Genomic DNA, 14661 nt, shown 5'->3' on the forward strand with positions numbered 1-14661 from the left:
GAAAAAAGAAATCCCTGCTAATGTCTGATTATCAAGGATTTGCTTGATTTTTCTTTTGTTTTCAGTGATCCGCCTGGGATTCGTATCTTCAAATCCAGATTAAATTCAGGTTAAATTCACGTTAAATCCATATTAAAAGTTAGATAAATTGGTTTTAATATAGGTTTAAATTGATTTTATAGTAGCTGATATATGGAGGAACCTTAGGGAAAGCATAGCCTTCGAAAGGCTTAGCCGTTCTCTGATTAAAAATCGGGGTACGGGTGTTGCCAAATACTATAATCCGCAAAACGAATTGTGCACAATTCGTTTTGCGGATTATATGGGTACTTCGTCGTTCATATACTTGTCCTGCTTGGGAATGCGTTATTTTTAATAAAAAAGTGGGGTAAAGTGGTTTAAAGTGGGAAATATTTCCTAACTTTACATCACAAATCCACCTCTTGTTTTCGGGAGCTGTGTATGTTTGTAATAAGTTGTTATAGAATTAATTGGTAATACGATGGCTTCATTTATCGGAGATTATACCTGTAAAGCTGATAGCAAATGTCGGGTTGTGGTGCCTGCCTCTTTCCGGAGAGTGATGGTGGCTTCGCAACAGACGTTTTTTGTTTTGCGGAAAAATGTCTTCGGGAAGTGCATCGATATGTATCCTTTGCAGGAATGGGAAAATATGATTGCAGGGGTACGTGCCCGTCTGAATTTGTTCGATCCTAAACATGCGGCTTTTTTTAGGGAGTTTTGTCGGGGAACGCAGGAGGTAGAGATGGATACCAATGGCCGGATTTTACTACCCCGGAAGATGCTGGATGAGATCGGAATCGATAAGGAAATGGTGTTGGCTGCGCAGGATTCGATGATACAGGTGTGGGATGCCAGGGTGTATGAGGAGGTGGCGATTAGTGGAGAAGAGTTAGGGATGATGGCGGAAGAAATTTTTAAAAACTAATATACGATAGATATGTCCGAATATCATGTACCGGTTTTGCTGAAAGAGTCTGTCGATGGATTGGATATCCGGCAGGGAGGTGTGTATCTGGATCTGACCTTCGGGGGGGGAGGACATTCCGGGGAGATATTGAAACGATTGGATGCAGAGGGATGTTTGCTGGGGTTCGATCAGGATGAGGATGCTTTGGCTAATGTGCCGGAAGATGATCGTTTTATTTTTGTGAATCATAATTTCAGATATTTGCGTAATTTTATGCGCTATTATGGGTATGAAGAAGCGGATGGCATTCTGGCGGATTTGGGGGTATCTTCTCATGAATTCGATGAAGCCGGCCGGGGATTTTCGTTCCGGTTCGAAGCGGAATTGGATATGAGGATGAACCAACGGAGTAAGCTGACAGCCGCTACCGTGCTGAATACCTACGATGCAGAACAGTTGACCGCTATTTTCAGGAATTACGGGGAGGTGGAGAATGCCCGGAGGTTGGTGGATTTGATCGTGAAAGCCCGGGCAAATCAGGAAATAAAAACTTCCGAGGCGTTTTATCAGATTATTTTGCCTTGTATTCCGAAGTTGAAAGAAAAAAAATATCTGGCAAAAGTCTATCAGGCTTTACGGATAGAAGTGAACGGGGAGCTGGAAGCTTTGGAGGAGATGATGCAACAGGCGATGGAGGTATTGAAGCCGGGGGGCAGATTGGTGATTATTACCTATCATTCTCTGGAAGATCGGATTGTGAAGAATTTTTTGAAGGCCGGGAATGCGGAAGGTAAATTGGAAAAGGATCTGGTGTTCGGTCATGTACACCATAACTTTGAATTGGTCAACCGGAAAGTGATCGTTCCCTCGGAAGAGGAAATCGTGCGTAATCCGCGGGCCAGGAGTGCAAAGCTTCGGATTGCGAGAAAGAAGGATTAAGAAATAATAAGGAAAGAGATGGGAGTTTTTAGTAGGAAAAAGATAACGGAAGATGTGCCGGTGGAGGAGGAGAGGCAAGAGGAGGTCAAAACGTCGTCCTCGGTGAAAAGTGTATTGGAGGGAAGTCTGCTAGCAGAAAAACTGCGGCAGAATATCCGGTTTGTACTTTTTGCTACTTTTTTAGGGATTTGGTATATATCCAATGGATATTCTACTGAAAAGCTGCATCGGGAGAGGGTTCTTCTGGAAAAGGAAGTAACCGATCTGCGTTTCGAGTCGATTTCTGCAGCAGCGGATTTGATGTTGATGCGCAAGCAATCGGAGATTATCAAACGGATAAAAAATGAAGGATTAGCATTGGAGGAGAGTAAAGAACCTCCGGTAAAATTGTATCGGTGATCGAAATGGCAATAAAGGATGACATAACGTGGAGAACCATAATTGTTTATGTGTTTATCGTACTGTTCGGTTGTCTGATTCTGGCTAAAGCTTGTGCAGTGATGACTGTGGAAGGGGAAAAGTGGCGGAAGATGGCGTCGGCAAATGTGCCGGTGCAGCCTGTCAAAATAGAACCCAACCGGGGAGATATCTGGGCAGCCGACGGTCGGATTCTGGCGACCTCGGTTCCTTTTTATGAACTCCGTTTCGATCCTATTGCAGTGAATAAGAAAGTGTTCGATGCTGAAGTGGATAGTCTGGCTTTGTGTTTATCCCGGTTCTTTAAGGATGGAAGTAAGGCTTTTTATAAAGATAAGCTGGTGGGTGCCCGCAATCGGAAACCTCGTCCCGACCGTTATTTGCTGATCAATAAACGTAAAGTGAATCATAAGGAGTTGAAACAAATCCGTCAATTCCCGATTTTCCGTCTGGGAAAGAATAAAGGTGGTTTTCAGGCTATAGTCAATGACGAAAGATTACAGCCCCATGTGAATTTAGCCGGTCGGACGATCGGTTATCTGAACGAATCGGAGACCGGGGAAAGGGAAGGACGGGTAGGACTGGAAGCTACTTTTGAAAACCAGTTGAAGGGTGAATGCGGACAGGGGATCAAGCGGATGATGTCGGGTACCTGGATGATCATTACCCGTAAAGAACCTGTAGATGGACACGATGTCGTGACCACGATAGATGTGGATTATCAGGATATCGTGCAGCATGCCCTGAAAAAACAGATGGAGAAAAGCGAGGCGACACACGGTACGGCTATCCTGATGGAAGTGAAAACCGGGGATATCAAAGCAATCGCCAATCTGGCCAGAAAGGACGGGGTATATATCGAAAACCAGAATTTTGCTATCAGTGGTGCCGGTGAACCGGGATCTGTAATCAAAGCAGCGACTATGATCGCCTTGCTGGAGGACGGGTGTGTCACTCCTTACGATACGATCGACCTGGGTACTTCAGGGAGATATAAATTTTATGACCGTTATCTGACCGAATCGCATGATGGTTTAGGGAAAGTGACGGTAAAACAGATAATGGAAAAATCGTCGAACGGTATTGCGAAATTGGTGTATGATCATTATAAAGACCGGCCGGAGAAATTTGTAAACCGCTGGTATGCTATGGGGTTGGATAAGAAAACCGGTATTTGTCTGCCGGGAGAGATAGAGCCTTATATCAAATATCCCAAAGATAAAAGCTGGAGCGGTATCAGTTTGCCCTGGATGAGTATCGGGTATGAATTAAAAGTTACTCCTCTGCAGATTCTGGCTTTTTATAATGCCATAGCCAATGACGGTCAGCGGATGCGTCCGCGCCTGGTAAAAGAGATCCGGAACCGGGGAGAGGTAGTGGAATCCTTCGAGCCGGAGGAAGTCGGGGGAAGGATTTGTAGCCGGAAGACGTTGAACGAGGTAAAAGATATGTTGGAAGGAGTCGTCGAAAACGGTACGGCCCGGAATATTTATACGCCTAAATACCGGATCGCCGGTAAAACGGGTACAGCCCGTTTGGCAAGCGGGTCGAGCGGATATGGAGGTGGACGTTACCGGGCGAGCTTCGTGGGATATTTCCCTGCCGAACGGCCTTTGTATTCCTGTATTGTCGTGATCGATAATCCGACGAACGGTTATTATGCCACGACTGTATCGGCTCCGGTTTTCCGGGAAATTGCCGATAAGGTTTACTCTATGGCATACGTACAATATGGAGAACCCGAATATGAAGCGGATAAGACTTTGCCGGTATGTAAAAATGGCCTGAAAGAAGATTTCAGGACTATTTTCGATGAATTGGATATGGATATAGACGGAGTGAGGGATGCGGATGGTGCCGATTGGGTGGTCACGGCCAGCAACGAAGGGGAAAATATCGTGATCAAACCCCGGCGGATTTCCTATTCATCGGTGCCGAATGTGAAGGGAATGGGTTTGAGGGATGCACTGTACGTATTGGAAAATTCCGGTTTGAAAGTCGATTTTTCCGGTGCCGGAATGGTACAGCGGCAATCGCTCCAACCCGGGGCGGAAGTTCCCAAAGGGTCTTATATCCGGATTGAACTAAGATAAGAGATTAAATAACGCGGCCAGGGCTGCACAAAGAGATGAAGAAATTAAAGGAATTATTAAACGGAGTAAATGTCGGAAAAGTATATGGGGATACCGACCGGGAGATCGGACATATCCATTTCGATTCACGCAAAATCGAACCGGGAGATGTATTTATCGCTCAGAGAGGAGTCAATGCGGACGGACATGCTTTTATCGACAAAGCGTTGACCCGCGGGGCTGTTGCGGTAGTGTGTGAACAATTGCCGGAAAACAGACCGGAAGAGGTAACTTATATATGGACTGCAGATACCTCCGAGGCTTTGGGAGTAATGGCCGGGAATTACTGGGATAATCCTTCCCGGGAACTGAAACTGGTCGGGGTGACGGGGACAAACGGAAAGACGACGACGGCAACCTTGTTGTACGAACTGGTTCGATTGACTGGAGAAAAGGCCGGACTGTTGTCGACGGTATGTAACTATATCGGAGAGGAAAAGATTCCGGCGACACATACAACTCCGGATGCGCTGTCTATCCAGGAATTATTACGGCGGATGGTAGATGCCGGATGCCGGTATTGTTTTATGGAAGCCAGTTCGCATGCGATCCATCAGAAAAGGATTGCCGGTCTGGATTTCGACGGGGCTATTTTTTCCAATATTACACACGATCATCTGGATTATCATAAAACATTCAAGGCTTATATCGAAGCGAAGAAAGCTTTTTTCGACCGTTTACCGGCCCATGCTTTTGCTTTGACCAATGCTGATGATAAAAATGGCCTGGTGATGTTGCAGAATACCAGAGCACACCGATATACCTATTCTTGCCGGACGATGGCTGATTTTACAGCTAAAGTGCTCGAGAAACATTTGGACGGAACCTTGCTCCGACTTGACGGGGAAGAAGTGTGGACCAAGTTTACCGGTGATTTCAACGCTTACAATCTGTTAGCAGTATATGCTGCTGCCCGTTTGTTGGGGTTCCCGAAAGAGAACGTGTTGGAATATGTGAGTTTGCTGGTGCCGGTGTCCGGACGTTTCGAAACTTTGATTTCGACCGAAGGAGTGATGGCGGTGGTCGATTATGCCCATACTCCGGATGCTGTAGAGAATGTATTGTCGACGATTTGCGGATTGAAGGGCAGAGATAATCAGGTGATTACCGTTGTGGGAGCCGGAGGCGACCGCGATAAGACCAAACGTCCGGAGATGGCTGATGCAGCTTGCCGTTATAGTGATCATGTCATCCTCACTTCCGATAATCCGCGGAGTGAAGATCCCGAACAGATCATCCGTGATATGCTGACCGGAGTGAAAGAAGGATTTCAGTACCGGGTAGAAGCCATTACCGACCGGAAAGAGGCTATCCGGAAAGCGATTGGTATGGCTTCAAAAGGAGACATCATATTGGTTGCCGGTAAAGGACATGAAAATTATCAGGAAGTGAAAGGAGTAAAACACCACTTCGACGATAAGGAAGTTATCCGGGAGATTTTTGATCTCTCTAATCGCTAATTCCTAACTTTTAAACGTAATGTTGTATCATTTATTTCAATATTTAGAGAGTTTTGATTTTCCGGGAGCCGGGGTGTTTCAATACATCACTTTTCGCTCGGCCTGTGCTATTATTTTGTCCTTGATCATTGCCTCCGTGGTGGGGAAAAGAGTGATCCGGATGCTGCAGAGACAGCAGATCGGGGAGGAAATCCGTGATTTGGGTTTGCAGGGCCAGATGGAGAAGAAAGGAACGCCGACGATGGGGGGGATCATTATTTTACTGGCTATCCTGATTCCGGTACTTTTGTTCGCCCGTTTGGATAATGTCTATATCCAACTGATGATTATTTCGACAATATGGTTGGGATTGATCGGTTTCGCCGATGACTATATCAAAGTATTCCGGAAGCATAAGGAAGGGTTGAAAGGCCGTTTCAAAGTGATCGGACAAGTAGGGCTCGGATTGATTGTCGGACTGACCCTCTATATGAATGATGAGGTCGTCATCCGGGAGAGGGCTGCGGTGAGTGAAATCGGTGTGGTGACCAGTACGGTGGATGAAGGATTTTCTGCCGAGGGTACCCAGCAGGTCCGTACGAAAGATATCAAATCGACAAAAACAACTATTCCTTTTTTTAAAGATAACGAGTTCGATTATGCCTGGTTTACTTCTTTTGCGGGAAAATATGCCGACGAGCTGGGGTGGCTGTTGTTTGTTTTGGTTACTATTTTTATCATTACAGCTGTGTCGAATGGGGCGAATCTGACCGATGGTCTGGATGGTCTGGCTACCGGAACGTCGGCGATTATCGGAGCGACGCTGGGAATCCTGGCCTATGTGTCGGGGAATATGGTCTATGCCGATTATCTGAATATCATGTACATTCCGCATTCCGGAGAATTGGTGGTATTCGGTTCTGCCTTTATCGGAGCGACGATCGGGTTTTTGTGGTATAACTCTTATCCGGCCCAGGTGTTTATGGGGGATACCGGAAGTCTGGCATTGGGAGGGATCATTGCCGTTTTCGCTATTATCATTCATAAAGAATTATTGATACCGGCTTTGTGCGGGATTTTCCTGATGGAGAATCTGTCTGTCGTGATGCAGGTCAGTTATTTTAAATATACGAAAAGGAAATTCGGAGAAGGAAGAAGGATTTTTTTGATGGCACCTCTACATCATCATTTCCAAAAGAAAGGTATACCCGAACCTAAGATTGTTACCCGCTTTTGGATTATAGGTATTATTCTGGCGGTGGTGACGATTGTGACGCTGAAGATAAGGTAGAAAGTAAAAGGCTGAAAGGCTAAAAGGCTAAAAGCGATAAGCTGAAGGCTGGAAGTTATGGGATAGAAGGAGGGGAAAGAAAGGGAGGAAAATAAATATAAAAATTGAAGTTTATGAAATTGGTGGTTTTAGGAGGGGGAGAAAGTGGGGTCGGTGCAGCCTTGTTGGGCCGTCATTTAGGATATGAAGTATTTTTGTCGGATAAGGGAAAATTGGCTGAATCTTATCGGGACGAATTGATTACACACCGGATTGCGTTTGAAGAAGGGCAGCACTCGATGGATCGGATTTTTGCTGCTGAATTGGTGGTAAAGAGTCCTGGGATTCCCGATACGGTGCCGATGGTCGTAGCTCTGCGCGAAAGGGGGATCGAGGTGATTTCGGAAATCGAATTTGCCGGCAGGCATACGGAGGCGAAAATGGTGTGTATTACCGGGAGCAATGGGAAAACGACGACTACCTTGCTGACTTGTCATATTTTGACTACAGCGGGGATCGATGCCGGATTAGCCGGAAATGTGGGGCGTAGTCTGGCTGCACAGGTGGCAGAGGATGCACATCCGCTGTATGTCGTCGAGCTTTCGAGTTTTCAGCTCGACGGGATGTTTGATTTCCGGGCGGATATTGCCGTTCTGACGAATATAACCCCGGATCATTTGGATCGGTACGACCATAAATTCGAAAATTATATCGATTCGAAGTTCCGGATACTGAATAATATGCGTCCTCAGGATTTGTTTATTTACGGTTTGGATAGCGAGGCGGTAGGGCATAGACTCCGGCAGGTGAGAGTTGTACCCCGGATGGCCGGATTTATTTATGCTGACCGGAGTATATGGGAGAAAAATACATGTCGAAGCGGTGCCTGGATGGAAGGAGAAGAGGTGGTCGTGCAGTTGGAAAACCGGCAGTTCCGGATCGCCAAACAGGAGATCAGTATTCAGGGGAGACACAATGTCTATAATGCGATGGCTGCGATTCTGGCTTGTATGCAGGTCGGTGTTTCGGACGAAAAAATCGCTGAAGGATTGCGGACCTTCCCGCAGGTGGAACATCGGCTCGAAACCGTACGGGTTGTGGAGGGGGTGACTTATATCAACGACTCGAAAGCCACCAATGTCGATTCTGCCTGGTATGCCTTGGATAGTATGACTACTCCGGTGATTTGGATTGCCGGAGGTACGGATAAAGGAAATGATTACAGTGTCTTGTTCGATCTGGTACGTCAAAAAGTCAAAGTGTTGATTTGTATGGGCGTGGATAACCGGAAATTGATCGATAATTTTTCCGGAATTTGTCAGGTAGTCGATACACATAGTTTGAAAGATGCGCTGGCAGCTGCCCGGCAGTATGCGGTGGAAGGAGATACGGTTCTGCTTTCTCCCTGTTGTGCCAGCTTCGATCTGTTTAAAAATTACGAAAACCGCGGCGAACTTTTTAAAGCTGCCGTAAAAGAGCTGTAGGAAATTGTGAACTGAAATCTGGATTCGATTGAAATGAACGACTGGAAAGAAAAAATAGCATTTAAGGGAGATAAGATTCTCTGGTATATCGTTATCATGCTGATGATCGCTTCTGTCATGGTGGTGTATTCCTCTACAGGACGTCTGGCTTATAACGAGAAGGCGGGGAATACGTTTTTCTATCTGATCAAGCAATTATTTTTGATCGGAGGCTGTTTTGGAGTGATGTTTATCGTACAGTCGATTCATTACCGGTATTTTTATAAATATGCCGGAGTGTTGTTGTTCGTATCTATGATTTTATTGGTTTGTGCAGCCTTTGGGGGTACGAATATCAACGGAGCCGGGCGATGGATCCGTTTGCCTTTGATCGGTCTTACTTTTCAGCCTTCCGAGCTGGCGAAAATCGCTATCATGATGTTTACAGCCCGGATTTTGTCCGAGGCTCAGACCGACACGCATTGTGACGATAGTGTTTTACAGAAGTTTCTGCTTTTTGTGGGACCGGTGATTTTGTTGATTTTTATGGATAATTTCTCTACCTCGGCTTTGATCGGGGCAGTATGTTTTATCCTGTTTATGATAGCCCGGATGCGCTGGCGGTTGTTGGCGATGACCTTGGGAACCGCTTTGGCGGCGATTGCTTTGGTGTTGATTCTGGGAATTTATGTGCCTCAGGTGCAAAAATGGGGACGGATCGGTACGATGGTTAACCGTATTACAGATTTTGCCAAAGGCGGAGAGGATGGAGACGGTTATTCCTATCAGTCGGTACAGGCTCGTATTGCGGTGGCTAAGGGGGGATTGATGGGGAGCGGACCCGGTAACAGTACGCAGCGTAATTTTTTGCCTCACCCTTATTCCGATTTTATTTATGCTATTGTGATTGAAGAATACGGATTGGGAGGCGGTGCTTTCATCATGTTGCTGTATGCGGTGATTTTGTTCCGGGTAGGAGTGATCGGGCGAAAGAGCATGAGGAAGGAAGTGTTGAATGATCGGGGTATGCCGGATATTTTTCCGGCTTTGCTGGTTGTCGGTTTAGGGTTGACGATCGTTTTACAGGCAATGATCAATATGGGAGTCTGTGTGGGGTTATTACCGGTGACCGGACAGACCTTGCCTTTGGTGAGTATGGGAGGTACGTCGCTTTTGTTTACCAGTGCAGCTTTCGGTGTGATTCTCAGTATTGCCCATACCTTTTCACCGGAGGGTGAAAAGGAAGAGAGCGAACGGCTGAAGATGAAAAGTGAAAAACAGGGGCGGAAGAACAGACGGGAAGAATACGAACCCGAGGAAGTGCTGGTCGATGAAGTGGAAGATGGGGAATTGCCGGAGATGCAACCCCGGACCGTAACGCCTCCGACAGGAAGACGGCGGGGGAGAAAACCGGCAGAGTACGACGAAGATCGGGATTTCGATATTCTCGGTGAGGAAGGAATCGGAGAGATCAGGGACGAGCTGGAAAGTGAAGGCCGGGAAGTATTGAATGAGCTGAAGCGAAGGGGAAGATAAATTGGAAGTTTATAAATTTAAGTTATATACGGATTTTTGATTTGAAGATAGATTAATACTTTTGTGATATGAAAAGAGTGATTGTTAGCGGAGGAGGTACCGGAGGACATATCTTTCCGGCGTTGTCGATTGCGAATGCATTGAAGCGGTTGCAACCGGATATCGAGATTTTGTTTGTCGGGGCCGAGGGGAAGATGGAGATGGAAAAAGTGCCTGAAGCGGGTTATCGCATCGAAGGATTACCGGTGAGGGGACTAAAACGTAAACTGACTCTGGAAAATGTGAAAGTATTGTATAATCTTTGGAAGAGTCTGCGTAAAGCCAGAAAGATTATCCGGGAGTTTAAACCCGATGCTGTGGTGGGAGTCGGTGGATATGCCAGTGGGCCGATCGGACGGGTAGCTGCAGAAGCAGGTATTCCTTTGATTTTGCAGGAACAGAATTCCTATGCAGGGGTGACGAATAAACTACTGGCGAAAAAAGCTTGTAAGATTTGTGTGGCTTATGAAGGGATGGAGCGTTTTTTTGAAAAAAAGAAAATTATCTTTACCGGTAACCCGGTGCGGAAAGATCTGTTACAGGCCCGGGAAATCAGGGCTGAAGGAATAGAATTCTATGGACTGGATGCCTCGAAGAAGACGATATTGGTGACCGGAGGAAGCTTGGGTGCCGGCACATTGAATAAAGCGGTGATGCGTTGTTTAAAGGATATAGGGCAGTGGCAAGAGGTACAGGTATTGTGGCAGTGTGGTAGTTATTATTATGAGGATCTGAAAAAACAGCTGGACGGTAAATTACCGGAAAATGTAAAATTACTGGCTTTCCTGAAGCGGATGGATTTGGCTTATGCTGCTGCGGATATTGTCGTTGCCCGTGCCGGAGCAGGGACAATATCCGAACTTTGCTTATTGGAAAAAGCGGCGGTATTGATTCCTTCGCCTAATGTGGCAGAAGATCATCAGACAAAGAATGCTATGGCGCTGGTCGATAAAGGGGCTGCTGTCATGATCAGGGATACGGAAGCTGAAGAACGGTTGGAACAGGTGCTCACCGGTTTGCTATCGGATGAAAAACAACGGAAAGAGCTGGAAAAGCATATAGCGAAATTGGCTATCCGGGATTCGGATGAGCAGATTGCGAGAGAAATATTGAAGGTGATCGGCTAAGTGTTTGAAAATAGTATGGTTGAGTTAGAACAGACGATAAAAAACGTTTATTTCCTGGGTATCGGAGGAATAGGTATGAGTGCTTTGGCCCGTTATTTTAAGGCTAAAGGGTACAAAGTGGCCGGTTATGACCGGACTCTTTCGGCATTGACTCAAAAAATGCAGGCTGAAGAAGAAATCCGGATTAATTATATCGATGAAGAGGAAGAGATTCCGGCTGAATTCCGGGATAAAACGACGACGTTGGTGGTATATACTCCGGCGATACCCGGGGATAACCGGCAACGGGCTTATTTCGTAGGGGCGGGTTTCGATTTGCATAAACGGGCGGAGGTCCTGGGTATGATTTCCCGGAAAGGAAAGGCGATCTGTGTAGCCGGTACACATGGGAAAACGACGGTATCTACGCTGACTGCCTTTTTGTTAAAAAATTCAACCGTAGGATGTAATGCTTTTTTGGGCGGAATAGCGGCGAATTTTGGAACTAATCTATTGCTGGATCGTAATTCTTCGTATATCGTTATCGAAGCAGATGAATTCGACCGTTCGTTTTTACATCTGAGTCCGGAAATAGCGGTAATCACGGCAATGGATGAAGATCATTTGGATATCTATGAGAATAAAGCCAATCTGTTGGAGGCTTTCGAAGCATTTGCCGGACAAGTGAACCCACAGGGCGGGAGACTGTTTCTGAAAAAAGGATTGCAGTTGAAGCAGACGCAGGTAACCGGTTATTACGGCGTAGAGGTGAAAGCCGATTGTTATGCCGATGGGTTGAGGATCGAACAGGGACGTTATGTATTCGATTATCATGGGCGTGGGGTAGATATCGAAGGATTGATACTGGGAATACCGGGGCGGTTGAATGTTGAAAATGCAACGGCAGCCATCACGTTGGCTTTGGAAGCCGGAGTACAGCCTGAGGAAATCCGCAGGGCACTGCCTGACTTTAAGGGAGTAGCCCGGCGTTTTAATATACAAGTGTATACTGAAAAGACCATTTATATCGACGATTACGCTCATCATCCGCGGGAGATCGAGGCTACGCTGCGTTCTGTCCGGGAAATGTGGCCCGATCGGCCGGTGACGGTGGTTTTTCAGCCTCATTTATATACCCGGACCCGGGATTTTCAGGAGGATTTCGCCCGGAGCCTGAGTTTGGCCGACCGGGTGGTTTTACTGGAGATTTATCCGGCCAGGGAACGACCTATTCCGGGAATTACTGCGGAAGTGATCCGGAAAAGGCTTACTGTTCCGGGGAATATTGTGACAAAAGAGGAACTGTTACAACAGATTATACCTGATTTTCAGGGAGGTATATTGGTGACGATGGGAGCAGGGGATATCGATCGGTTGGTGGGAGAGATTGGGGAGAAGGTAAAAAGGTAGAAAGTAAAAAGTTAAAGGCTATATGCTATAAGCTATAAAGGCGGGAAGAATGAAAAAAACATTGCCTTACATATTATCTGTCAGTTTGTTTGTATACCTGATAATTGTGTTTACCTTTGCATCGGCAAAATTGAGGGAGGTAAAATGTGAGGGTTTGCAGGTTGTCGTTGACGGTACCGAAGAAAATGCGTTTATCGACGAGACGGAAGTGTTGGGGATTATTAAACGCGGATATGGTGATATCGAGGGATGCAATATAGTCAGTGTCGATAAAGACAGTTTGGAGCATATTCTGGTCAGAAATTCGGTGATTAAGTCGGCTCAGGTTTACTACACTTTGGACGGTTATTTTCATGTAGAAATCACACAACGAAAGCCTGTACTGAGAATTATGTCAGGTGAAGGTTATTATGTGGATGAAGATGGTAAAATCATGCCGTTGTCCCGGAAATATACGTCGCGCGTAGTCGTGGCTACCGGAAATATATCCAGAAAGTTTGCTTGTAATGGTTTATACCCTTTTATAATGACTTTACGGAATGATGAGTTCTGGGATGCTTTGGTGGAACAGATCGTCGTCGAAAAAGGAAATGAAGTTGTACTGATCCCGAAAGTCGGGAATTTCAGGATTGTATTAGGGACTTTGGACGATATGAACGAGAAATTGGAAAATTTACGTCTTTTCCTTCGGGAAGGTATAGTTTTAAAGGGATGGAACGTATATAAAGAAATAAATCTGAAGTTTAAGAATCAGATAGTATGTGTTAAAAGATAATATAGCAGATTATGGGTTGGACTGCATCTTTGGATATGGGATCTGAAAAAATGGTTATGGCGCTGGCTTCGGGAGAAGGGAGCGTTTGCCATTTGAAAGGAATAAAGATTATGGCCTCACAAGGCATCGAACATGGCGTAATCAAGGATAAGGAGAAGGTGAGAATGTGTATTCGTAGCCTGATGTCGGAGCTGATGAAAGACCGGGAAATCGAGGTGATGAATGTGGCCTTGTCGGGAGCTGTTTTGCGGATCGTCGAACGAAGAATAGTCGTACCTATACAAAAGAAAGTCGTTGAACAAAGTGATTTATTCCGGGCAGAACAACGTTGCATAGACGCTTATGGCGGAGGACAGGATGAAGTGGTGGATATCCTGCCGGTAGGTTATGCGATCGACCGCGGGGAAATGATCGCCGATCCGCTGGGTAGAAGCGGACGGAATCTGGAGGTGACCTATCAGGTATATCTGGCCGATTATGATTATTTGGCCGATATTCAGGGACTGTTCGAGGGAAGCGGGATTCAGGAGATAGAGTTTTATCCGGCGGTTCGTGCTTATGCTGAAGCACTGGATGTAGAACGGGCTGAACGTGACTTTGCTTTGGTGGATCTGGGAGCGATGGGAGTGAACGTCGTCCTTTTCCGTGATGGAATGTTGGAATATGAAGCGCATTTGCCGATCGGGGTACGGACGATAGATACCGATACGATGGCTGCTTTTGCCTTGAGTTTCGGACAAGCCCGTAAGTTGAAACACGAATACGGACAGGCCTTAAGGTCGATCTGTAAAAATAAAAAATTGCCGATACCGGATACCCGCTTAACGTTGGAAAGCCGGGATTTGGCTACGGTTATACAAAGTCGGTGCGAAGAATTGCTGGAGGGTGTGATTTTCCAGTTGCAGCAATGGGGATTCGATGATGTCGAAGATCCGGTATTGTTGACAGGAGGAGGCAGTCGGTTGCAGGATGTAGATGAATTGTTGCGGCGGATGTCCGGACATCCTGTAGAAAGTGCTGCGGCACGTCGGATTCAGGCCCCCCGGGAAGAAGTGTTGCGGACACCTGAGTATCTGGTGGCTCTGGGACTGTTGCTTTGTGCCCGGCAAGAACCGAAGGAGACCCCTAATGGTATCGGAGAAAAGATTGTCAGAAGAATCGGTAAGATCTTCGGTATTTAGGCTCCGGAATGTTTAACTTTTAT

At 46.2% G+C, this 14661-nt stretch carries 12 protein-coding genes; all 12 read left to right on the top strand.

The window, feature by feature from the left end:
* Window positions 1-502: 502 nt before the first annotated feature.
* Window positions 503-949 (top strand): division/cell wall cluster transcriptional repressor MraZ, encoded by a 447-nt coding sequence (locus AC5RDS_RS04140; RefSeq protein ID WP_013611613.1) that lies wholly within the window; start codon window positions 503-505, stop codon window positions 947-949.
* 12 nt (window positions 950-961) lie between these two features.
* Window positions 962-1870, top strand: coding sequence for a 16S rRNA (cytosine(1402)-N(4))-methyltransferase RsmH (gene rsmH, locus AC5RDS_RS04145; protein ID WP_013611612.1), 909 nt, complete (start codon window positions 962-964; stop codon window positions 1868-1870).
* An 18-nt stretch (window positions 1871-1888) separates the two neighbouring features.
* Window positions 1889-2269 (top strand): FtsL-like putative cell division protein, encoded by a 381-nt coding sequence (locus AC5RDS_RS04150; protein ID WP_118104315.1) that lies wholly within the window; start codon window positions 1889-1891, stop codon window positions 2267-2269.
* Window positions 2270-2274: 5 nt separating this feature from the next.
* The gene (locus tag AC5RDS_RS04155; RefSeq protein WP_494222217.1) at window positions 2275-4380 is read left to right on the top strand and encodes a penicillin-binding protein; all 2106 of its coding nucleotides are present in this window, start codon (window positions 2275-2277) and stop codon (window positions 4378-4380) included.
* Window positions 4381-4415: 35 nt separating this feature from the next.
* Window positions 4416-5879 carry a UDP-N-acetylmuramoyl-L-alanyl-D-glutamate--2,6-diaminopimelate ligase gene (locus AC5RDS_RS04160; protein ID WP_118104311.1) on the top strand — a complete coding sequence of 488 codons (1464 nt, stop codon included), beginning with the start codon at window positions 4416-4418 and terminating at the stop codon, window positions 5877-5879.
* A 19-nt stretch (window positions 5880-5898) separates the two neighbouring features.
* On the top strand, window positions 5899-7149 hold the full coding sequence (gene mraY, locus AC5RDS_RS04165) for a phospho-N-acetylmuramoyl-pentapeptide-transferase (RefSeq protein ID WP_022160735.1): 1251 nt from the start codon (window positions 5899-5901) through the stop codon (window positions 7147-7149).
* A 113-nt stretch (window positions 7150-7262) separates the two neighbouring features.
* Entirely contained in the window at window positions 7263-8612 is a 1350-nt protein-coding gene (gene murD, locus AC5RDS_RS04170) for a UDP-N-acetylmuramoyl-L-alanine--D-glutamate ligase (protein WP_013611607.1), read from the top strand.
* A 33-nt stretch (window positions 8613-8645) separates the two neighbouring features.
* Entirely contained in the window at window positions 8646-10127 is a 1482-nt protein-coding gene (locus tag AC5RDS_RS04175) for an FtsW/RodA/SpoVE family cell cycle protein (RefSeq protein WP_118104309.1), read from the top strand.
* Window positions 10128-10195: 68 nt separating this feature from the next.
* Window positions 10196-11293 carry an undecaprenyldiphospho-muramoylpentapeptide beta-N-acetylglucosaminyltransferase gene (gene murG, locus AC5RDS_RS04180; RefSeq protein ID WP_013611605.1) on the top strand — a complete coding sequence of 366 codons (1098 nt, stop codon included), beginning with the start codon at window positions 10196-10198 and terminating at the stop codon, window positions 11291-11293.
* Window positions 11294-11308: 15 nt separating this feature from the next.
* The gene (murC, locus tag AC5RDS_RS04185; protein ID WP_046405845.1) at window positions 11309-12682 is read left to right on the top strand and encodes a UDP-N-acetylmuramate--L-alanine ligase; all 1374 of its coding nucleotides are present in this window, start codon (window positions 11309-11311) and stop codon (window positions 12680-12682) included.
* Between the two features lie 49 nt (window positions 12683-12731).
* The gene (locus AC5RDS_RS04190) at window positions 12732-13457 is read left to right on the top strand and encodes a cell division protein FtsQ/DivIB (RefSeq protein ID WP_013611603.1); all 726 of its coding nucleotides are present in this window, start codon (window positions 12732-12734) and stop codon (window positions 13455-13457) included.
* A gap of 11 nt (window positions 13458-13468) precedes the next feature.
* A complete protein-coding gene (locus AC5RDS_RS04195; RefSeq protein WP_013611602.1) occupies window positions 13469-14638 on the top strand; it encodes a cell division FtsA domain-containing protein in 1170 nt (389 codons plus the stop codon).
* The last annotated feature ends 23 nt before the right edge of the window (window positions 14639-14661 follow it).

Source organism: Odoribacter sp. (genome assembly GCF_985060555.1).